At 69.2% G+C, this 21,798-nt stretch carries 17 protein-coding genes; 11 read left to right on the top strand and 6 right to left on the bottom strand.

Annotated elements, in window-relative coordinates:
* The first annotated feature begins 77 nt into the window (after nt 1-77).
* The 6 genes from KOF26_RS02925 (at nt 78) to KOF26_RS02900 (ending at nt 10,531) form a co-directional block, all read left to right on the top strand.
* Nucleotides 78-1,193, top strand: coding sequence for an efflux RND transporter periplasmic adaptor subunit (locus KOF26_RS02925; protein ID WP_363181669.1), 1,116 nt, complete (start codon nt 78-80; stop codon nt 1,191-1,193).
* Between the two features lie 12 nt (nt 1,194-1,205).
* On the top strand, nt 1,206-4,277 hold the full coding sequence (locus KOF26_RS02920; protein WP_216319651.1) for an efflux RND transporter permease subunit: 3,072 nt from the start codon (nt 1,206-1,208) through the stop codon (nt 4,275-4,277).
* Nucleotides 4,274-4,582 (top strand): DUF3240 family protein, encoded by a 309-nt coding sequence (locus KOF26_RS02915; protein ID WP_216319648.1) that lies wholly within the window; start codon nt 4,274-4,276, stop codon nt 4,580-4,582. The genes KOF26_RS02920 and KOF26_RS02915 overlap by 4 nt, the downstream gene beginning before the upstream one ends.
* Nucleotides 4,579-5,796, top strand: a complete 1,218-nt coding sequence (locus KOF26_RS02910; RefSeq protein WP_216319644.1) for a TolC family protein — start codon at nt 4,579-4,581, stop codon at nt 5,794-5,796. The genes KOF26_RS02915 and KOF26_RS02910 overlap by 4 nt, the downstream gene beginning before the upstream one ends.
* 373 nt (nt 5,797-6,169) lie before the next feature.
* Complete coding sequence (locus KOF26_RS02905) at nt 6,170-7,957, top strand: chloride channel protein (RefSeq protein WP_216319641.1); 1,788 nt, start codon at nt 6,170-6,172, stop codon at nt 7,955-7,957.
* 180 nt (nt 7,958-8,137) lie between these two features.
* Nucleotides 8,138-10,531, top strand: a complete 2,394-nt coding sequence (locus KOF26_RS02900) for a TonB-dependent receptor (RefSeq protein ID WP_216319638.1) — start codon at nt 8,138-8,140, stop codon at nt 10,529-10,531.
* A gap of 51 nt (nt 10,532-10,582) precedes the next feature.
* Here KOF26_RS02900 and KOF26_RS02895 read toward each other — a convergent pair whose 3' ends face one another.
* Both KOF26_RS02895 and KOF26_RS02890 read right to left on the bottom strand, forming a co-directional pair.
* Complete coding sequence (locus tag KOF26_RS02895; protein ID WP_216319635.1) at nt 10,583-11,947, bottom strand: sensor histidine kinase; 1,365 nt, start codon at nt 11,945-11,947, stop codon at nt 10,583-10,585.
* Entirely contained in the window at nt 11,944-12,630 is a 687-nt protein-coding gene (locus KOF26_RS02890; RefSeq protein WP_216319629.1) for a response regulator transcription factor, read from the bottom strand. The genes KOF26_RS02895 and KOF26_RS02890 overlap by 4 nt, the downstream gene beginning before the upstream one ends.
* Nucleotides 12,631-12,787: 157 nt before the next feature.
* Between KOF26_RS02890 and KOF26_RS02885 the strand changes: the two genes are divergently transcribed.
* On the top strand, nt 12,788-14,530 hold the full coding sequence (locus KOF26_RS02885; RefSeq protein ID WP_216319626.1) for a DEAD/DEAH box helicase: 1,743 nt from the start codon (nt 12,788-12,790) through the stop codon (nt 14,528-14,530).
* A 164-nt stretch (nt 14,531-14,694) separates the two neighbouring features.
* On the opposite strand, the gene KOF26_RS02880 is transcribed toward KOF26_RS02885, so the two are convergent.
* Together KOF26_RS02880 and KOF26_RS02875 are read right to left on the bottom strand one after the other, a co-directional pair.
* Nucleotides 14,695-15,513, bottom strand: a complete 819-nt coding sequence (locus KOF26_RS02880) for a class I SAM-dependent methyltransferase (RefSeq protein ID WP_216319623.1) — start codon at nt 15,511-15,513, stop codon at nt 14,695-14,697.
* Nucleotides 15,514-15,761: 248 nt separating this feature from the next.
* Nucleotides 15,762-16,490, bottom strand: a complete 729-nt coding sequence (locus KOF26_RS02875) for an HPP family protein (RefSeq protein WP_216319621.1) — start codon at nt 16,488-16,490, stop codon at nt 15,762-15,764.
* 178 nt (nt 16,491-16,668) lie between these two features.
* Between KOF26_RS02875 and KOF26_RS02870 the strand changes: the two genes are divergently transcribed.
* On the top strand, nt 16,669-17,283 hold the full coding sequence (locus tag KOF26_RS02870) for a cell wall hydrolase (RefSeq protein WP_363181663.1): 615 nt from the start codon (nt 16,669-16,671) through the stop codon (nt 17,281-17,283).
* A gap of 18 nt (nt 17,284-17,301) precedes the next feature.
* On the opposite strand, the gene KOF26_RS02865 is transcribed toward KOF26_RS02870, so the two are convergent.
* Nucleotides 17,302-17,898 (bottom strand): PRC-barrel domain containing protein, encoded by a 597-nt coding sequence (locus KOF26_RS02865; protein WP_253200968.1) that lies wholly within the window; start codon nt 17,896-17,898, stop codon nt 17,302-17,304.
* A 40-nt stretch (nt 17,899-17,938) separates the two neighbouring features.
* On the opposite strand from KOF26_RS02865, the gene KOF26_RS02860 reads away from it, so the two are divergent.
* The gene (locus tag KOF26_RS02860; RefSeq protein WP_216319982.1) at nt 17,939-18,127 is read left to right on the top strand and encodes a hypothetical protein; all 189 of its coding nucleotides are present in this window, start codon (nt 17,939-17,941) and stop codon (nt 18,125-18,127) included.
* 60 nt (nt 18,128-18,187) lie between these two features.
* On the top strand, nt 18,188-18,931 hold the full coding sequence (locus tag KOF26_RS02855; RefSeq protein ID WP_216319614.1) for a class I SAM-dependent methyltransferase: 744 nt from the start codon (nt 18,188-18,190) through the stop codon (nt 18,929-18,931).
* Nucleotides 18,932-19,150: 219 nt separating this feature from the next.
* On the opposite strand, the gene KOF26_RS02850 is transcribed toward KOF26_RS02855, so the two are convergent.
* Nucleotides 19,151-20,071 carry a LysR family transcriptional regulator gene (locus KOF26_RS02850; protein WP_216319612.1) on the bottom strand — a complete coding sequence of 307 codons (921 nt, stop codon included), beginning with the start codon at nt 20,069-20,071 and terminating at the stop codon, nt 19,151-19,153.
* Nucleotides 20,072-20,248: 177 nt separating this feature from the next.
* Here KOF26_RS02850 and KOF26_RS02845 point away from each other — a divergent pair, with 177 nt between their 5' ends.
* Entirely contained in the window at nt 20,249-21,769 is a 1,521-nt protein-coding gene (locus tag KOF26_RS02845; RefSeq protein WP_216319598.1) for a CoA-acylating methylmalonate-semialdehyde dehydrogenase, read from the top strand.
* Nucleotides 21,770-21,798: the final 29 nt, after the last annotated feature.

The following is a 21,798-nucleotide window of genomic DNA, read 5'->3' as shown; positions in this document are numbered from 1 at the left end:
CGTGTTTGACAGGTTTTTGGCAGATTTGGCCGATAAGGCCAATGCCGCCAAGACATTGAGGTGAAGGGGGCAAGAGCGTGTCGGACGGGATCGTGCAGATCGCCTCGTGGCGCGCCGCATTCCTGCCGGCCCTGCTGCTGCTTGCCGCCTGCTCGGGCAAGGCGCCTGCGCCGACCGGAACGGAAGACCCCGTCGCCGCGCCGCAGAAAGGCGACGCCATCGCCCTCGACGCCGGGCGGATGCAGCGCATCGGCATCCGCTTCGCCCCCGCCGAGGCCGCGACCGAGGTCGCGCTCGGCACCGTGCCGGCGACGGTGGCGCCCCCGCCCAATGCGCGGGTGGCGGTCGCCGCGATCATTCCCGGCGTCGTTACGCGCACCCTCGTCGTCGAAGGGGAGTCCGTGCGCGCCGGCCAGCCGCTCGCCGTCATCGCCAGCCGCGAGCTTTACGCGATGGGCGCGGCGCTGGAGAGTGCCTCGGCCCGGGTCGCCGTCGCCCGCGCCAATGACGCGCGCCTTGGTCAGCTTGCCCGCGAAGGCGTCATCGCCGGCGCCCGGGCGGACGAGGCCCGCGCCGCGCTGCGCGAGGCGGAAGCCGGGCTCGGCGAGCAGCGCCGGGTGCTGGCGCTGATCAACGGCCGGCCCCGCAGCGGCAGCTATACGCTCAGCGCGCCGATCGCCGGCAAGGTGACCAGCGCCACCATCCAGACCGGCAGCCCGGTCGACGGCGCCACCGCCGCCTATGTCATTGATGCAGCCGACCGTTATGAGCTGACCGCGCAATTGCCCGCGCACATGATCGGGCAGGTCCGCCCCGGCATGGGGGTGTCGATCGGCGGGGACGTGCGCGGCACCGTGACCAGCGTCGCCTCCGTCGTTGACCCCGCCACGCGCTCGGCGATGCTGCGCGCGCGCCTTCCGGCGACGCCGGGGGTCGTTTCCGGCCGCGTGACTTCCGCCACTCTGTTCGGACCCGCCCCGGCCGGCGCGGTGAGCGTGCCGACCAGCGCCGTGCTCGCCATCGACGGCGCCGACACGGTGTTCGTGCGCGCCGATGGCGGCGTCGTCCCACGCAAGGTGACGAGCGGCGGCGCGGCCGGCGGGCGCACGGTGCTGCTGTCCGGGCTCAAGGCCGGCGAGCCGGTGGCGGTGTCCGGCGCGAGCGAGCTCAAGTCGCTCGCCGCGGCGCGATAGCCGGATCGATCGATGCTGCGTTCGCTCGTCGCCTGGTCGCTCACCTACCGCCTGCTCGTGCTGGCGCTGATGCTGGTGATGGCCGGTCTCGGCGCGTGGGCGTTTATCAAGCTGCCGGTCGATGCCTATCCCGACATCGCCCAGACACAGGTCAAGATCATCCTCAAGGCCCCGGGCATGACCCCCGAGGAGGTCGAGACGCGCGTCATCGCGCCGATCGAGATGGAGATGCTGGGCCTGCCGCGGCAGGCGATCCTGCGCTCCACCGCCAAATATGCCATCGCCGACATCACCATCGATTTCACCGACGGCACCGACATCTACTGGGCGCGCCAGCAGGTCGGCGAGCGGCTGGCGGGGGTGATGGCGGACATGCCGGCGTCGGTATCCGGCGGCCTGGCGCCGATCTCGACGCCCCTGTCCGAAATGTTCATGTTCACCATCGAAGGGCCGCTCAGCCTCGCCGAGAAGCGCACCCTGCTCGACTGGACGATCCGCCCGGCGCTGCGCACCGTGCCGGGGGTCGCCGACGTCAACGCGCTCGGCGGCCATGTCCGCAGCTTCGAGGTGCGGCCCGATCCCGTCGCCCTGGCGGCGGCAAAGCTTTCCGTCGGCGATCTGCGCGACGCGATCGAGCGCGGCAATCGCAATGACGGCGCCGGCCGGCTTGGCGCCGGCGACGAGGTGCTGATCGTCCGCGCAGTCGGCGCGGTGCGCGACGCGGACGATCTTCGCCAGATGGTGGTGACGGCGCGTGACGGCCGGATCGTGCGCATCGGCGATGTCGCCGAGGTCGGCATCGGCAGCCTCACCCGCTATGGCGGCGTCACCAAGAACGGTGCCGGCGAGGCGGTGGAGGGGCTCGTCATCGGCCTGCGCGGCGCCGATGCCCGCGCCATCGTCGATGGCGTACGCCAGCGGCTCGGCGAGCTGGAGCGTGACATGCCGAAGGGCACGACGCTCCACATCTTCTACGATCGCTCCGATCTCATCGAACGCGCCGTCGGCACGGTGGAGGAGGCGCTGCTCGAGGCTACGATCCTCGTCGTCGTTCTGCTCATCCTGTTCCTCGGTGACTGGCGGGCGGCGGCAATCGTCGCGGCAACGCTGCCGATGGCGGCGCTGCTCACCTTCCTGTTCATGCGCGGCATGGGATTGTCCGCCAATCTGATGAGCCTGGGCGGGCTCGCTATCGCCATCGGCATGCTGGTCGACGGGGCGGTGGTGGTCGTCGAGAATGTCGTGGAGCGGCTGGGCCGCGCCCATGGCGAGGACGCGCCTCGCCTCAACCTCGTCTTCCGCGCCACCAGCGAGGTGATCGTGCCGGTGACGGCCGGGTTGATCATCATCGCGCTGGTGTTCCTGCCCCTGCTGTCGCTGGAGGGGCTGGAGGGCAAGCTGTTCGCGCCTGTCGCGCTGACGATAATGTTCGCGCTCGCCGGATCGCTGCTGCTGGCGCTGACTCTGGTGCCGGTGCTCGCCTCCTATGGTCTCCGGAGCGGCGATCATGGCGAGCCGTGGATAATGCGCAAATTGTCGCCGCGCTATCACGCGCTGCTCGCCGGCGCCTTCGCGCGCAGCCGGCTGGTCTATGGGTGCGCCGCCGCCGCGCTGGTCGTTGCCGGGCTCGCCTATGGCGCCGTCGGCAAGACGTTCATGCCGACGATGGATGAAGGCTCGGTGGTGGTGCAGGTGACGAAGCTGCCGACCCTCGGCCTCGATCGCTCCCTCGCCGTCGACGAGGCGGTGCAGCGCGCCATCATCAAGGCCGTTCCCGAGGTCACCAACGTCATCGCGCGCACCGGCACCGACGAGATCGGCCTCGATCCGATGGGCCTCAACGAGACCGACATGTTCATCACCCTGAAGCCGCAGGGCGAATGGCGCGGCGACCGCGACTTCGTCGTCGAGGCGATCCGCAAGGCGATCGACGGCTTGCCCGGCATCGTCCCCACCTTTACCCAGCCGATCGAGATGCGCGTGTCCGAGATGCTGACCGGCGCGCGAGGCGACCTCGCCGTCAAGATCTTCGGCCCGGATCTCGCCACCCTCGCCGATCTCGCCCGCCGCGTGCAGGCGGTGCTGCAGGCGACGCCGGGTGCCGCCGAAGTGACGACCGTCGCCAATGACCGGGTCGATTATCTTCAGCTCGACGTGGATCGCGCTGCCGCCGGCCGTTTCGGCATGCCGGTCGACACCTTCGAGGATGCGCTGCGCGCCCAGGTCGAGGGGCTGCCGGCCGGCATCGTCGCCGAGGGGCAGCGGCGCGTGCCGATCCTGATCCGCGGCGAAGCAGACGTACGCAACGACGCGCAGCGATTCGCCGACCTGCAGCTGATGACGCCGGCCGGCCAGATCGTCCGCGCCAGCGACCTCGCCCGGCTCGAGCGGACGGAGGGGCCGGTGCGTCTCGATCACGAAAATGGCAGCCGCTACGCGCTGGTGCAGGCGTTCGTGTCGGGCCGCGATCTCGTCGGCTATGTCGACGATGCCCGCGGCCGGGTGTCAGCCGAGGTGCCACTGCCACAGGGCTACAGCCTCGTCTGGGGTGGCCAGTTCGAGAACCAGCAGCGCGCAGCGGCGCGGCTGATGCTGGTCATCCCGGTGGCGCTGCTGCTGATCTTCTTCGTGCTCTACGCGACGCTCGGCTCGCTGCGCGGGTCGCTGCTGATCCTCGCCAACATCCCGTTCGCGGCGGTCGGCGGGATCGTCTCGCTGTGGATTTCGGGCGATTATCTGTCGGTGCCGGCCTCCGTCGGGTTCATCGCCCTGCTTGGCATCGCGGTGCTGAACGGGCTGGTGCTGGTCTCCTATTTCCGCCAGCTGCGTGGCGAGGGGCGGCCGCTTGCCGAGGCGGTGCGCGTCGGTGCGGAGCGGCGGTTGCGGCCGGTGATGATGACGGCGAGCATCACCGCCTTCGGGCTGGTGCCCCTGCTGTTCGCCACCGGCCCCGGTTCCGAAATCCAGAAGCCGCTGGCGATCGTGGTGATCGGCGGGCTCGTCACCTCGACGTTGCTGACGCTGATCCTGCTGCCGATCCTTTATGAGCGCTTCGGCGAGAGCCGGGCGGAGGCGACGGCATGAGCGGGGAGGGGACTGTGCTGCTCAGCATCGCCTGCGCGAGCGGCGATCGGGATGCGATCGTCGAGGCGCTGCGCGCGCGGGTGCGCTGCCCGATCCACCTGCGCGCCGAGGCGGTGCACGGCCTCGATTTCTCCGATGCCGGCACTGCCGAGCGGGTGACCGGCGCGCTCGACCGGCTGGCGATCGAGCTGGTCGTGCCGGCGGACGCGGTAACGGCGCTGGTCGAGGCGGCGGGCGCGTCGCGGCGGCGCTTGCCAATGCGCTGGCGGGTGACGCCGGTGCTGGCCTCGGGGCGCGTGGCGTGAGGCGGCTCGCCCTTGCTGCGCTGCTGGCCACGGCCGCGCCCGTCCTCGCCCAGAGCGACCTGCCGCCGGAGCCGCTGGTCGAGCAGGTGCTGGAGCTTTACCCCGGCACGCTCGCCGCCGACGCGGATGTCGCCGCTGCTCGCGCCGAGGGCCGTGCCCTCGCTACTGGCGCGCATGAGGTGACGCTGACCGGCACGGTGTCGCGCCGCTCGGTCGAGAATGACCGCCGCTTCGCCGAGTATGACGGCACGCTCAGCCGTGCCTTCCGCCTGCCCGGCAAGGCGCGGCTCGATCGGCAGGCCGGCGCGCTGGGGGTCGAGATCGCCCAGAATCTCGCCGAGGACGCCCGGCATCAGGCGGCGCTGACGCTCGCGCAGCTCTGGTATGACTGGGTGCGGGCGGGCGAACAGCATCGCAACGCCGAGGCGCTGGTCGCCAATCAGGACGCGGCGGCGGCGGCGGTGCGGCGGCGCGTGGCGTTGCGCGATGCCGCCCCGCTCGATCTCGAACAGGCGCTGTCGGCGGTGGCGGCGGCGCGGGTGCAGGTTGCGGATGCCCTGGCCGAGCGCGAGCGCGCCCGCGCGCTGCTCGCCGGCACCTTTGCCGAACTGGCCTTGCCCGCCGAGCCGCCACGCCCGGCCACCCCCGCGGAGCCGGCCGAGGGGCTCGACCAGCTCCGCGACTGGGCCGTCGAGCGCAGCCACGACATCACCGCCGCGGCTCGCACCGCCGACCAGAAGGCAGTGTTGGCCAGCCGCGCCCGGCTGGACCGCATCGCCGATCCGAGCGTCGGCGTGCGCGTGTTCAGCGAGCGCGGCGGCGAGGAGCAGGGCGCCGGCCTCTACGCTTCGATCCCGTTCGGTGGCGGGCACCGCCGCGCGCTTGCCGATCAGGCCTCCGCCCAGGCCAGTGCCGCGACCGCGCAGAGCAGCCTCACCCGCCGCAAGGTGGAGGCCGAGGCCGCGGCCGACCTCGCGGAGACCCGCGCCCGGCTGTCCGCCTGGGCGGCGAGCCGCGAAGCGGTTGCCCGCGCCGAGGCAAGCGCGCGGCTCAGCGCCCGCGGCCAGGATCTCGGCGAGATCGACCTCGCCGATCGTCTCTATGCCGAACGGCAGGCCAATGACGCGCGTCGGCTGGAAATCGAAGCTCGCGTCAACGCCGACCTCGCCATCCTGAAGCTGCGGATCGACGCGCACAGTTTGTGGATCCACTGAGGGACGCCTGCGCGCCCCGGCACGATCCGGCGCCCGTATAGCCAGCGCGGGCGCTGGTGACCGGTTGATGCGGTACCAGTCCCGCGTGGCGGCTGCGGGTCGACGGCACCCGTCCGCGCTGCGAGGCCGTCACCCTGAACTTGATTCAGGGTCTACCCCGTCGCGAATTCCGGTGCCTGTGGCCGGGTGGATGATGAATCAAGTTCAGCATGACGGTTGCGCGTCGGCCGCTACCCGATTGCCCGCTGCATTTCCCATCCCGCTTCGGGTTCACCCGGACGAGGGGTGACGCCCATATCCACCCTTCCACCACCGGCCGATCCAATATATCGGACTACGATATATTTAACCTTGTCAGGAGAAGCCGGCCGTCATGCGTGACGAGGATATTATTGGCATCCGCCCGTCCTCCGGCGCGCGGTTGGCGGATTTCCGGGCCGACCCGCGGCTGGTGCTGCTCGCCGGCATGGCGATGGTCGTCGGAACAGGCGGGGCGCTGGCGGCATTCGTGCTGGTCCGGCTGATCCTGCTCGTCACCAACCTCGTCTGGTTCGGCGCGTTCGACACCGTCTCGCGCTCGATGGCGACGATCACACCCGGGCCGTGGACGGTGGCGGCCCCGGTGCTCGGCGGGCTGGCGATCGGGCTGATGGCGCGCTTCGGCTCGGAGAAGATTCGCGGGCACGGCATCCCGGAGGCGATCGAGGCGATCCTGATCGGCGGCAGCCGCATGTCCGCCAAGGTCGCCCTGCTCAAGCCGATCTCCTCGGCGATCTCGATCGGCACCGGCGGGCCGTTCGGTGCGGAAGGGCCGATCATTATGACCGGGGGCGCCATCGGCTCACTGTTCGCGCAATTCTTCCACCTGACCGCTGCGGAGCGCAAGACCCTGCTGGTCGCCGGCGCGGCGGCCGGCATGACCGGCATTTTCGGCACCCCCGTCGCCGCCGTGCTGCTCGCCGTCGAGCTGCTGCTGTTCGAATGGCGGCCGCGCAGCTTCGTGCCGGTGGTGACGGCGGCGATCGTGGCGTACGGCTGGCGCCCGCTGCTGTTCGACGCCGGCCCGCTCTTCCCGTTCGCCGATGCGGGGCCGACGGCGCCATGGAGCCTCGTGGGCGGGGCGATGATCGGCATCATGGCCGGGCTGCTGTCCACGCTCCTCACCAAGCTGCTCTATGGGCTGGAGGATCTGTTCGAGCGGCTGCCGGTCCACTGGATGTGGTGGCCGGCGCTGGGCGGGGTCGCTGTCGGCCTCGGCGGGCTGGCAGAGCCGCGCGCGCTCGGCGTCGGCTATGACGTGATCGGCGATCTGCTGGGCGGCCACCTGCTGGCCGGGGCGGTGGCGGTGATCCTGCTCGTCAAGGCGGCGATCTGGCTGGTCGCCCTGTCCTCGGGCACTTCGGGCGGCGTGCTGGCGCCGCTGCTCATCCTCGGCGGCGCGGCGGGGTGGCTGATGGGCCTGATGCTGCCGGGGCCGCCGGGCGTCTGGGCTCTGCTCGGCATGGCGGCGATGCTCGGCGGCACGATGCGCGCCCCGTTGACCGGCGCGATCTTCGCGGTCGAGCTGACCGGCGACATGCATCGCCTGCCGGCACTGCTCGCCGCCACCGCCGCAGCCTATGCGGTGACGGTGTTGCTGCTTCGCCGTTCGATGCTCACCGAGAAAATCGCGCGCCGCGGCCAGCACATTACCCGCGAATATGGTGTCGACCCCTATGAACTGGCCCGCGTCCGCGATGTGATGGTGGCGTCGGTCGAGACGCTGCCGCACGATCTGCCGATCCCGGAGGCGGTGGCGGTGCTGGAGGGCGGCCGCCACCGCATCTATCCGGTGATCGATGCGGCCGGGCGACCGGTCGGGCTGGTCTCGCGTGCCGATGCCCTTCAGTGGAAGGTCGAGGGCATATCCGGGGACGAGACGGTGGCCGATCGGGTCTCAGACGCCTCGCTCGCCGTGATCCATCCCGACGAGGTGGTGTCGCGCGCGCTCGATCTGATGCTCGACACCGGCCAGGGGCGCATTCCCGTCACCGATCCGATGCACGGCAGGCTGGTCGGTCTGGTGACCCGCAAGGATCTTCTCCAGGTGCGGGCGACGGTGACAAGACTAGAGGCCGAAAGGCAGGTGTATTTCTGGAAAGATCGAGCGCGCAGAACCTAATGCGAAAGCTATCTGTTGTCAGCGGGGATGCGGCTATTTCCCTCTCCCCACCTCGACACTACAACATGAAAGGAAAATGAAAGATCGCATACTCATATGTGACGATCTATGTAACATTTCTTTCCCCGACCGTCCCTACAGGCGTCCCAAAATACGGACCGCCAAAAGGGGAATCCTCAGATGCAATACCGAGTTCGCCGCACGCTCCAGCTTCTGCTGGGCGGCATCGCCCTGAGCGCAGTGGCGTCGCCGCTGCTGGCCGAGGCGCCTGTCGCAGACGACGGCCAGAATCTCGCCGATATCGTCGTCACCGCGACCAAGCGCGAGACCAACCTGCAGAAGACGCCAATCTCCATCTCGGTGCTCGGCAGCGAGGCGCTCGCCGATCGCCATGTGCAGAGCCTGCTCAATCTGTCGGACGGTTCCATCCCGTCGCTGCGCGTGGCGACGTTCGAGGCGCGCCAGTCGGCGCTGACCGTCGGCATTCGCGGCATCGTGCCGTTCGACCAGAACCAGACCGCGCGCGAGCCGGGCGTCGGCGTCTATATCGACGGCGTCTATCTGGGCCGCACCCAGGGCCTCAACGCCGCGCTCTATGACGTCGAGCGGATCGAGGTGCTGAAAGGCCCGCAGGGCACGCTGTTCGGCCGCAACACCGAGGGCGGCGCCGTCAGCATCGTCACCAAGGCGCCGACCGGCGAATGGGGCGGCAGCGCCAGCGCCGGGTTCGGCAATTATGGCAGCTATGACGGACAGCTGCATGCCAACTTCCCGACCATCGCCGGCTTCTCCTTCAAGGTCGACGGGGTGCTCCAGCATCAGGATCCGACGACGAAGAACCCGCTGGCCGGCCAGATCGGCTGGAACGCCTATAACCGGGTCGGCGGCCGCGTCTCGGCGCGCTGGCAGCCGTTCGACGGCTTCACCGCCGATTTCTCTTTCGACAAGGCCAAGGACGAGAACACGCCCTTCTTCAGCCAGCTGGTCAACTACAATCCGAACAATCTGCCGGTGGCCACGGTCGCCCAGATGCTTGCGAACAACAACGCCGTGCCGAAGGGCATGATCGCCCCGTTGCCGCCGCTGGTCGGCGTGCACCCGGAACGGCAGGACGTGGCCGATGTCGGCGTGCCGCAGCAATGGAGCGTCGATCGCACCAGCGGCGAGCAGGCGACGCTGAAATATGAAGCCGCGCCGTGGGTCGAGCTGCGCTCGATCAGCGCGTGGCGCAAGGTGTCGACCAACCAGTGGGACAATTCCGGCGGCCCGGAGCGCGTCCCGTTCGCGCCCAACGGCTCATTCAGCCGCTACAGCCTGTCCGATCTGCACCAGAGCCAGTTCAGCCAGGAACTTCAGGCGGTCGGCAGCCTGCCGCAGCTCGATTATGTCGTTGGCCTCTATTACTTCACCGAGCAGGCGCGGGAATCCGCTGCAACCCCGTCGAGCAACCGGTGGAACGCCGACGGCACCGCCTATACGATCCTGCCGTCGCAGGTGTTCGGCCCGATCAGCTCGTCCAACCAGGGCTGGGATTATAATTCCCGCTTCCTGCAGCGCGGCAGCTACGCCAAGGCGCACAGCTATGCCGTGTTCGGCCAGGCGACCTACACGCCGCTGTTCGCCGACACGCTGCACCTGACCGTGGGCGGCCGCTACACCCGGGACAAGCGTCGGGGCACGCTCTACCTGGTGTCGGGCGTCGCCACCGACTGGACGCTCGACTATCGCAAGAACAGGTTCGACCCGATGGTCACGCTCGCTTTCGAGGCGAGCGACAACATCAATCTCTACGCCAAATATTCCACCGGCTATCGCGCCGGCGGCGCCAATGATCGTTCGTCCAACTTCCAGGCCTTCGGCCCGGAATCGGTGAAGGCGTATGAAATCGGCGCCAAGATGGATCTTCTCGAGCACCGGGTCCGCCTGAACGTTGCGGGCTATATCATGGATCGCACGAACACGCAGATCGACTTCGACAATGTCGATACCACCCAGTTCCTGCCGGGCACGACCATCCCGAACCCGACCTTCAACCTGCACACCGAGAATACCGCCAACGCGCCGGGCACCTCGAAAATCCGCGGCGTCGAAGTCGAGCTGACCGCGCGGCCGCTGCAGAATCTGACGCTCGGCGCGTCCTACGCCTACACCTATACCCATGTCCCGCCGACGGCGAACCCGAACCCGGGCCCGACCTTCGGTGTGCTGACGCGGGTCTATACGGTGTTCACGCCGAAGAACGCGGCCACCGGCTATATCGACTATGAAATCCCGCTCACCGGCAGCGATGCGAAGATCCGCTTCCACATCGACGGCAGCTATGCCGACGCGCAGTACAGCTTCCAGGCGGAGAGCGTGAAGACGGACCCGAGCTTCGTCGCCAATGCCAGCCTGGCGCTGGCGGGCCTGCGGCTTGCCGGCACCACGCAGGCGACGCTGTCGATCTGGACGCGCAACCTGTTCAACGAGGAGCATATCTATCGTCGCTCCGCCGCCAACGCCGCGGTGCTCGGCGACTATGCCAACTTCAATCCGCCGCGGACGTTCGGCGGTACGCTCGGCATCAACTTCTGATCGCTATGGAGCGCGAAAGGGGCCGGGGCGGCTTTGTCGCCCCGGCCTTTTTCATGCGCCGCATACCGGCAGGACGAGTAACGCGCGCAGGCCGGGCGCCGCGTCCTCCAGCACAAGCGTGCCGGCATGCAGCCGGGTGACCGCGGCGACCAGCGGCAGGCCAAGGCCATGGCCGCTGCTGCCGCGATCCTTGGCCAGCCGGCCGAACCGGCGCAGCGCCAGTTCGTGCTGATCGGCGGGAATGCCCGGACCGTTGTCGGTGACGCTGAGCGCGACTCGTCCCTCGCCGGCGGCGGCGACATCGACATGGATATGCGCGCCGGGCGGCGTATGGCGCAGCGCGTTCTCGATGAGGTTGATCAGCGCCTGGCTGAGCAGCTGTCGGTCGCCCTCGATCCACATTGGCGGGCGGTCGGCAGTGGTGAGCACGTCGCCGTCATCGGCCGCCACCGCCGCCATCGTCGCGCCGACATCGCGGGCGAGCTCGGCGAGGTCGAGGCGGCCAAACCCGGCTCGCCGATCGCCGCCCTGCACCTCGGCGATGCGGAGCATCGCGGCGAACATCGCCAAAATCTCGTCCGCCTGGGCCACCGCCTGCCCGGCGGCATCGCTGAGCGCCGGCTCCTTTCCCTCCGCCGCTCGCGCCAGCGCGACGAGCTGGCCGCGCAGGCGCGCCAGCGGCGTGCGCAGGTCATGGGCGATGTCGTTGGAGACGTTGCGCAGCCCGGCCATCAGCTCGGCGATGCGGTCGAGCATGCGGTTGAAGGCGAGCGCCTGCTGGTCGAACTCGCTGCCCGATCCGTCGGTCGGCACGCGGCGGGCCATGTCCCCGGCGACGATGGCGTCGACGGTGCGCCGGATATCGGCCGCGCGACGGCTGACGATGACCATGAAGCCGATCAGCCCGCCCATCACGATCAGCACTATCGAGCCGAAGCCGAGCAGGTAAAGCCTGGCGCGCGCCGCGTTGTAATTGTCGATCGGCTCCGTCTCGCCGATGACGGTGAGGCGGTGGCCGCCGCCGCCCACCGTGCGGACCAGCGCGCGGCCATGGGTGAGGCCGATGATCCCGTCGGCATCGGCGACCGACGAATAGCCGAGCGGCAGCGCGCGGCGCAGCGTGATGTTGCCGGCCACCACCCGGCCGGCGCCGTCGGTGAGGACCATGCCGAGATCGGCGGAATCGCGCGCCCGCGCCTCGCTGGCGATGCGCGCGGCGATCACCGGGATCGGCGCGTCGCCGTCGCGGCCGGCAAGCTCGTCGCTCTCGCCGGTGATGCGCTTGTCGACGAGCTGGGCGATGCTGGCGCGGGTGGCGATATAGCCCGTCAGGCCGGTGGCGATCGTCGCGAACATGAAGAAGCAGAGGAAGAGGAGGGTCAGCGCCTTCAGCGAACGCGGCGCCGGCAGCCTCATGCCGACAGCATGTAGCCGACCCCGCGCACCGTCACGACCGGATCCTCGCTGCCGTCCTCGGTCAGCTTGATGCGCAGCCGGCGGATATAGACATCGACGATGTTGGTGGTCGGAATGAAATCATAGCCCCAGACGCGCTCGAGCAGCATCGCGCGCGTCAGCACCGTCTCGGCATTGCGGGCAAGCTCGGCGAGCAGCTTGAACTCGACCTTGGGCAACAGGATCGGCTTGCCGTCGCGCCAGACGCGGAAGCGGGCGGGGCTGATCACCAGCCCGGCGACCTCGATCGTGTCGGAGGGCGCGCCTGCATTGTTCCACCGGCGGCCGCGCAGCACGGCGTGGAGCCGGGCATTAAGCTCCTCCACGGTCACCGGCTTGACGATATAGTCGTCGGCGCCGGCCTCCAGCCCCTCGACCTTCTCCGGCGCGCGCGCCAGCGCGCTCAGCATGATGATCGGCACCGTCGCCTGTTCGCGCCGCAGCCGTTCCAGCACGGAGATGCCGTCCATCTTCGGCAGCATGCGATCGAGGATCACCGCGTCATAACGGTGGCGGGCCAGCTCCAGCAACGCGTCGCCGCCGTCGCCGACGACCGTGACCTGGTGATCATAACGTTGCAGCTCGTCCGAGAGCATCGCCGCCAGCGGGGCATCATCCTCGACCATCAGGAGATTCAAGTTCATGTCGCGCGTCCCGCTGCCCAAATCCCCCTAGCATCTTCGGGCTTTGGCGCGAAAGGGCACAGAGTTTTCTCACCCTCCCGCGCCGGTCCGTGCTAACGGGCGCCGATGGCCGGCGATTTGTCGCCGCTTTTGCTCTTTCCAATGATTTGTGAGTGACATGAGTTTTTCCAATCTGCCGACCCATCTGCGCGAGGCGCTCGCGGGGCGCGGCTATGCCGAGCCGACGCCCGTGCAGGCCGCCGTGCTCGAAGCGCAGGCCGAAGGCCGCGACCTGATCGTTTCGGCGCAAACCGGCTCCGGCAAGACCGTCGCCTTCGGGCTGGCGATGGCCGGCGAGCTGATCGGCGAGAACGGCCAGGTGCCGCAGGTGGCGGCGCCCCTTGCCCTGATCATCGCCCCGACCCGCGAGCTGGCGTTGCAGGTCAGCCGCGAGCTGATCTGGCTCTACGGGCCGGCCGGCGGGCGCATTGCCACCTGCGTCGGCGGCATGGACGCCGCCAAGGAACGCCGCGCACTGCGGGCCGGCGCGCAGATCGTCGTCGGCACCCCCGGCCGCCTGCGCGACCATCTCGAACGCGGCGCGCTCGACCTTTCGGGCCTGCGGGCCGCCGTGCTCGACGAGGCCGACGAGATGCTCGACATGGGCTTCCGCGAGGATCTGGAAGAAATCCTCGACGCGACGCCCGAGAATCGTCGCACATTGCTGTTCTCGGCGACGATGCCGCGCCCGATCGTGGCCCTGGCCAAACGCTACCAGCGGGACGCGCTGCGCATCTCCACGGTGAGCGAGGCCGCCGGCCATGGCGATATCGCCTATCAGGCGGTGACGGTGGCGCCGGCCGAGATCGAGCATGCCGTCGTCAACCTGCTCCGCTTCCACGAGGCGGAGACGGCGATGCTGTTCTGCGCGACGCGCGACAATGTCCGCCGGCTGCACGCGCTGTTGCAGGAGCGCGGCTTCGCCGCCGTGGCGCTGTCCGGCGAGCATAGCCAGTCGGAGCGCAACCACGCGCTGCAAGCGCTGCGCGACCGGCGCGCGCGGGTGTGCGTGGCGACCGATGTCGCCGCTCGCGGCATCGACCTGCCGACGCTGAGCCTCGTCGTCCATGTCGAGATCCCTCGCGACGCCGAGACGCTGCAACACCGATCCGGCCGCACCGGCCGCGCCGGACGCAAGGGCACGGCGGTGCTGATCGTCCCCTATCCGCAGCGCCGCCGGGTGGAATCGATGCTGCGCGGCGCTCGCATTCAGGCGGAGTGGATCGACGCGCCGACGCCGCAGCTGATCCGCGCGAAGGATCGCGAGCGGCTGCTCGCCACCTTGCTCGAGCCGGCCGAATATGACGAGGAGGACCGCGCGCTCGCCGCGCGGCTGATGACCGAGCGTTCGGCCGAGGACATCGCCGCGGCGCTGGTGCGGGCGCACCGCCGGGCGCTGCCCGAGCCCGAGGAGCTTATCGAGAACACGCCCGAGGCGCGACGCGAGGCGCAGCGCGAACGGCACCGCCCCGGCTTCGAGGACGTGGCCTGGTTCCGCATGGACGTCGGCCGCCGCCATAATGCCGATCCGCGCTGGATCCTGCCCCTGCTGTGCCGGCGTGGGCATATCACCAAGAACGAGATCGGCGCGATCCGCATCGCCACCAACGAAACCTGGTTCCAGGTGTCGAGCGGGGCGGCGGCGAAGTTCACCGCCGCGCTCGCCCGCACCGCCGGCGGCGATGGAGACGGCGCCGATGTGCGCATCGAGCCGTCCGCGCCGCCCGAGCGGCCGGCACCGCGCGGGGCGCCGCGCGGGGATGGGCCGCAGCACCAGCCGCGGCCTTATCGTGGCGGCGGCCGACCGGGCGGCCCACCGGCGGGCGGCCATCGCGGACGGCGGCCTCCGCCGCAGCGCTAGCTCCGCATTCTCGCCGGGCGTGTTCGAGGAAGAACTGGCTCTGAAGCTGACGAAGCGGACGATCGTGCGCGGCGGTTTTGGCGCGAGATGGATTGTTTGATCGCGCAACACGGCCCTGTTCGCGCGCGCCATCGCCGGGACGTCACCCGGCCGATCCTGCAAAGCTAGCGGAAAGTGAATACGCCGTAGCGCATCGCGCCGGTGCGATAGGCCCAGATGAGGCGCGGCAGGCTGAGCGCGAAGCGGCGGTTGCGGGCGCGCAGCACGGTGGCGCGGGTCGCCCGATCGGCGAGCATCGCGCGGACGAAGCGGGCGGCGCAGATCGTCCAGGTGCGCGCCACCGCGGCGCTGACATCCACATGGCTGATCGTCGCGAAGCCGGCCGCCTCGGCCATGGCGCGATACTCGGCGGCGTTGCCCATCGAGGGCAGCCCGCCTTCGTAGCAGATCGGTTCGAGCAGATGATCGACCTGCCAGCGCGTCGGCCGGTCGCAGGCGAGCCACGCGCACACCACCAGCGGCGCGCCCGGGCGGAGCACGCGGCGGGCCTCGGCGAAGAAGCGGGGCTTGTCGACCATATGTTCCGAACTCTCGATGGCATAGGCGCCGTCGAAGCCCGCATCGGGCAGGCGATTGTCGAGCCAGTCCCGGCAGGCGAGCGAGACGTTGGCGGCGGGCGGGGCGGCGTCGACCTGCGCCTGCGACAGGGTGAAGCCGCTGACGACCGCGCCGCGCGCGGCGAAGCGGCGGGCGGTGGCGCCATAGCCGCAGCCGATATCGACCAGCCGGTCGCCGGCCCGGAAGCCGAGCCGCTCGCCGACCATGTCGCTGAGCGCGATCACCGCCTCGGCGGGCGTCTCGCCGCCGGAGCGCCAGAGGCCGTGATGGACATGCTCGCCCCACAGCGAGCGGTAGATCGGGTCGAGCTCGTCATAATGATCGGCGACGGCGACGCTGGTCCCGGGCGCGCGCGGGTGGATCATGATGCGGCGCCTCCCCCAGTGCTGCCGGGCAATGTGCCAGTATAACCGGGGGAGCGCCAGCCGGGCGACGGAGGGCATCAGGGCGGGGGGCTGGCGCGACGGGGGCCTGAAACGGTTCGGGGGTGACCGGAACTCGATTGTCGTCCTCTCGCCCGTCATGCTCGGCTTGCCGGCCGCGGATGTCGGCGCTTTGTCGCACCGTCAGGCTCGATCCGCTCGCCGGCGCAACGGGCGCGCGTCCGGTCGAGCTATCGTTGGCGGAGGCGCTGGCGGCCGCGGCTGGAGGCGATGATGCGGGCCGCTTCGCGACGCGCCTGGGCGTGAGCCTCGGCGCGGCGGAAGAGGAGCTGGAGATCCTCGCGGGCGACGTCGAACGGCTCGCCCGCCTCCTCGAGTGCGCGATCGATGTCGCCCGGCTCGATCGCCAATGGCACGGCAGCCGGCGGCGTAGCGGCGCGATGCGGATAGCTGTGGCCCGAGAAACGATGGAAACACCAGCCGAGCGCCACCAGCAGCAGCGAGTTGAGCGCCACCGGCATGAACGGGAACACGAAGCCGGCCGCGGTCACCGCCGGCCCGCCGATGACCGCCGTCAGCGCGGCGGCGCCACCGGGCGGGTGCAGGCAGCGAAGCAGCGACATGGCGAGGATCGCGCCGCTGACGGCGAGGCCGGCGGCGAGCGAGGTCTGGGGCACCGCCCATGCCGCCACGACGCCGACCAGCGCCGAGACGGTGTTGCCGCCGACGATGGCCCAGGGCTGGGCGAGCGGGCTGGTCGGCACCGCGAACAGCAGCACCGCCGACGCGCCGGGCGGCGCCACCAGCAGCGGCAGATGGGCCGTCGCCGGCGGCAGCAACAGGAAGGCCGCGCTGGTTGCCGCGATGCAGGCCAGCGCGCCGAGGCAGGCGATCAGCCGATCGCGCAGGCTGGCGCCGGCCATCAGCGGCACGAAGAGGGGGGAATTGGAGCGACTCATCGGCGGCGCCACTAGCCGAGCGGGGTCGGTCTGCGCGAGCAATGTTTCGGTGGCGCCGGCCAAACACGGCTTTCGCCTCGGCTCGTCTCGAAGGGCCTTGTGAGCGACGCCGCTCCGCGATTATCCGGCGGCCATGGCTTCCACCGTGCGCCGGCGCAGGAGACGATCAAGGCGCGCGGTGCGCCGGCGGTCGCGTACCGCCACGACCTTGCTGCTGCTGGCGATGGGCGGTCTGTGGCTGGCGGCGCGGGGCGGCTGGCGCAGCATCCTCCCGGTGGCGCCGCCGCCGGTCAATCTCGACATGGAGCAGGCGCGCGCGCTCAACGCCTCCGTGCCGATCATCGCCGGGGGGCTGGCGGCCGCCCGGCCCTATCATTTCCGTGGTACGCCGGCGGCGCGGGAACAGGCGGTGCAATGCCTCGCCACCGCCGCGCTCTACGAGGCGGGCAGCGACGCCGATGGCCAGAAGGCGGTGATCCAGGTGGTGCTGAACCGGGTGGCGCGGCCGCAATATCCCAAGACGGTATGCGGCGTGGTCTATCAGGGGTCGTCGCGCAGCACCGGCTGCCAATTCTCCTTCACCTGCGATGGCTCGCTGACCCGCCGGCCGGAACACAAGGGCTGGACGGCGGCCCGCGCGGCGGCGCGGCGCGCGCTCAACGGCTATGTATTCGCGCCGGTGGGGCGGGCGACCCATTATCACACCGACTGGACGGTGCCCTATTGGATGCCGACGCTGGACAAGATCGCCCAGATCCGCAGCCACATCTTCTACCGCCCGCATCGCGGATGACACGGGCGGCAGTCGCAGTCAGGGGAGCGGGTGCTGCCGGACTTCTCCCGCTGAGGCGGGCCAGGCTTCGGTGTCGAGGACGGGGCGCGCCTCCAGCTCCTGCGCAGTCAGACGGCAGGCGATGGTGCCTTCGGCGAGGCTCAGCTCGTCGAGGGGAAGGGCGTGGAGGCGCTCGCCGACCCCGGCGACGCCGCCCTCGCTGACCACCAGATAGGCGAGGCTGGCATCGGAGCAGCGCATCATCCCTTCGATCACCGTGGCGATCGGCGCGCCGTCGCGGCCGACCAGCCGGGCGCCGGCGAGGGCGCCGATCGGGAACAGGCTGGGCGTGCGCGCAGCGGCGCTGCGGGCGGCGGCGGCCTCGCCGCCATCGTCATAGCGGGCCTGCCGGCCGAGCCAGCGCCAGATGCCGACGAGATTGACGAAAGTGAGGAAGCCGTTCGTCCACAGCAGATTGGCCTGCCCGGTAACGATCGCCACCACTGACCAGGCGATCGAGCCCACGGTGAATACGACGAAGCCCCAGCCGGTGATGCGCGCGCCGAGATTGGCGGCGGTCATCATCGCGGCGAGCATCGTGGCGATAGGGGCGACCCAGCCGGCAATCTGCTCCATCAGCGATCCTCGTCCTTTCCGGTCGTCACGCCGCCGCAGCGTGAGCATGGTGATGCGCCGGACATGGCGACGGGTCCGGCTCGGCACCGACAACGATCGAGACATCGACCTCGTTCTGTCCGGCTGCGCATCCGGGAACGCAACCGGCGGACAGGCTGATTATCCGGACGGAAAGCTGGCGCCGCGCCCGATGGTGGTCCATGAGTTTTCGGCGGACGAGACAGGATGAGCAATGGTACGCGACACCAATGCCGACTGGGAGGGCATTTCGGGCGAGCCCTATTATGGCGTGCTGATCGACCCCGACCATTTCCGGGAGCGGATGACGCCGGAGAGGCGGGAGCGTTTCTTCGCGAGCGGCCGGGCGGACATCGGCTGGCAGGTTGACCTGTTGCGGCGGCATTACGGGCCTTTCCATCCACGCACCGCGATCGATTTCGGGTGCGGCGTCGGGCGGCTGACCTGCCCGATTGCGGATATCGCGACGGAGCGGGTCTATGGTGTCGATGTCGCATCCGGGATGCGCGAGGAGGCCCGGCGCAACGTGCCTGCGCATGTGGAGATCGTCGCGGAAATTCCCGACGTGCAAGTGGACTGGATCAATTCGCTGATCGTCTTCCAGCATATCCACCCGGCCAACGGGGTGCCTTTGCTGGCGAGGCTGTTGCAAGCGCTCGCGCCCGGCGGCGCGCTTACCCTGCATGTCGGGGCGTTCAAGGCGCGCGGTGCCATGACAATGGGTGGTGTGGGCATGGATTTCGTGTCGTGGGACGGCGACGGGCTGCGGACCCTCATCGAAACCCCGCCCGGCTCCGGCATGATGATGATGTATGATTATGACCTAAACCAGGTCATGGCGCTGCTATACACCAACGGGATCGAACGGTTCACCGTCCAGCATCTCGACCATGGCGGCCATCACGGCGCCTGTTCATTGGCCGGAAGAAGGACGGCTGAGGCGGAGGGTCGATCGCGGCTGGGCGGCCGATGCTGCGCAGCCTGTCTGGCGACGTTGACATGCCCGGCTCGGTAATGCGGACGAGGCCCTAGACTGATAGAAAGCGGCCTCCGCTATCGCGCCGTCTTCCCCGTTCGTTCGCAGTCTTAGCGCGTCTCGAAGCTGACGCCGGAATGGTCCGGCTTGGCACCGACAACGATCGAGACATCGACCTCGTTCTGTCCGGCCCCCTTAGCTTCCGTTCGTGGCCGGCGCCCAACGCGGCCGTTTATCGGTTCACGGCCTGGTACAAGGTCAGGCGGCGAGCCGGTCGGGGATGCCCCAGGGGCAGAAGCTCTCCCGGGCGAGGCCGATCGCCTCGGCGATGTGGCGGCGGACTTCGGTGACCCGGTGCGAGCGATGCGTGTCGGGATGGGAGGTCAGCCAATAGCTGCGCACGAAGCGCAGGTCGGGCAGCACGCGCCGCAGCGACGGCACGTCCTTGGCGGCATAATCATGGAGGATGGCGACGCCGCGACTGGCCTTCACGGCCTCCATCTGCCCGACGACGCTGCCGCATTCGAACCGGTGCGGCATTCCGGACGCCAGTTCGCGCCCATAATCCAGTGACGGCGTGTACATCGCGTCGTCGACAAAGGTGATGAACAGGTGTTGGGCGAGATCATCGACATGGCGAATCGGCGGGGATCGCTCGAGATATTCTTCGGAGGCATAGAGGCTGAGCGTATAGTCGGTGAGTTTCTGGATGATCAGATTGCCCTGTGCCGGCCTGTCCAGGGTGATGACCAGATCGGCCTCGCGCCGCGACAATGAGAAGCTGCGCGGCAACGGCAGCAGCTGGATCAGCAGATCGCTGTGCTTCATCGACAGTTCGGCGAGGCGCGTGGCGAGGAAGTAATTGCCGAGGCCATCCGGCGCGCCGATGCGGACGACACCGCGAATTGCCCCGGACAGGCCGGATTCGAATTGCAGGAATTCGGATTCCACTTTCTCGGCGGTGGCCAGCATCGCCTCGCCCGCCAAGGTCAGCGAACAGCCATTGACGTGGCGTTCGATCAGCTTGACCCGAAGCTCTTCCTCCAGCGCGGTCAATTGTCGGCCGACCGTGGCATGGTTCAGCCCCAGATTGCGGGCCGCGGCGAGAAGCTGCCCGCTGCGGGCGACGGCGAGGAAGATGCGAACCTTGTCCCAATCCATCGATGCTACCTTTTGCACATCGAAGCCGCATTATTGCTGCTTGTCACCCCGGGGAGCTGTGCAAAAATGCATCACGAAAACATGGACACGTCAACAATCTCGTGACGGGAACAGCCGGGGGCGGCGACGCCTGCCGACGGCTTCCCCTGCGCGATCGCGGACGGCAAAGACAATTCCAACCAGATCGAAGGTATTATGGCTGACCTTGGCGCATCCCTGAAAGCCGGCATCATCGGCAATTTCATCGGCGGCAGGACGCTCGCCTCTGCGAGCGGACGGGAGCAGGACGTGTTCAACCCGGCGCGCGGCGAGGTGGCGGCGCGCGTCGTGCTCTCGTCGGCGACCGATGTCGCGGAGGCGGTGGCCGTCGCCAAGCAGGCCTTCCCGGCCTGGGCGGACACCCCGCCGCTGCGTCGTGCGCGCATCCTCAACCGCTTCCTGGCGCTGATGCGCGAGCACCGGGACGATCTCGCCCGCGCGATCACCGCCGAACATGGCAAGGTCTTTTCCGACGCGCAGGGCGAAGTCGAGCGCGGCATCGACATCGTCGAATTCGCCTGCGGAATCCCGCAGCTGCTGAAAGGCGATTTCACCGATCAGGTTTCCACCAACATCGATAACTGGACGTTCCGGCAACCGCTCGGCGTCGTCGCCGGCATCACGCCGTTCAATTTCCCGGTGATGGTGCCGGCATGGATGTTCCCGATCGCGCTGGCGGCGGGCAACTGCTTCATCCTTAAGCCCAGCCCGATCGACCCGACACCGTCGCTGATGATGGCCGGGCTGCTCCGCGAGGCCGGGCTCCCCGATGGCGTGTTCAACGTCATCCAGGGGGACAAGGAGGCGGTCGACGCGCTGATCGACCATCCCGACGTCAAGGCGGTCTCCTTCGTCGGATCGACGCCGATCGCCAATGCGATCTACGAGCGCGGCGCCGCCAGAGGCAAGCGGGTGCAGGCGCTGGGCGGGGCCAAGAACCACCTCGTCGCCATGCCGGATGCCGATCCGGAAAAGGTGGTCGATGCGCTGATCGGCGCCGCCTATGGCTCGGCCGGCGAGCGTTGCATGGCGATTTCGGTGGCGATCCTGGTGGGCAGGGCCGCCGACGCCATCATGCCGATGCTGGTCGAGCGCGCCCGGCAGCTGCGCATCGGCGACGGGCTGGCCGACGGGATCGAGATGGGGCCGATCGTCACCGAGGCGGCGAGGGGGCGTGTCACCGGCTATATCGACAAGGGCGTCGCGGAGGGCGCTATCCTGCTCGTCGACGGGCGCGGCCATAGCGTCAAGGGGGCAGCGCGGGGCTTCTTCCTCGGAGCGACGCTGTTCGATCAGGTCACGCCCGATATGACGATCTACCGGGAGGAAATATTCGGCCCGGTGCTGGCCTGCGTGCGGGTGGATACGCTGAGCGAGGCGCTGGCGCTGATCAACGCTCACGAGTTCGGCAATGGCGTCAGTTGCTTTACCAGCGACGGCCATGTCGCGCGCGAGTTCGGGCGCCATGTCGAGGCCGGCATGGTCGGCATCAACGTGCCGATCCCGGTGCCGATGTCCTGGCATGGCTTCGGCGGCTGGAAGCGCAGCCTGTTCGGCGACATGCATGTCTATGGCGAGGAGGGGGTACGATTTTACACGCGGCAGAAGTCGATCATGCAGCGCTGGCCTGATAGCATCGCCAAAGGTGCCGAGTTCCAGATGCCGACTCATCGCTGACCGGCGATCGTCGGAAAGGGAAAAGAAGG

Source organism: Sphingomonas quercus (genome assembly GCF_018863195.1).
Classification (GTDB): Bacteria; Pseudomonadota; Alphaproteobacteria; order Sphingomonadales; family Sphingomonadaceae; genus Solisphingomonas; species Solisphingomonas quercus.
Note: the sequence above shows the minus strand (reverse complement) of the source record. Positions and strands in the feature narration are given on the sequence as shown.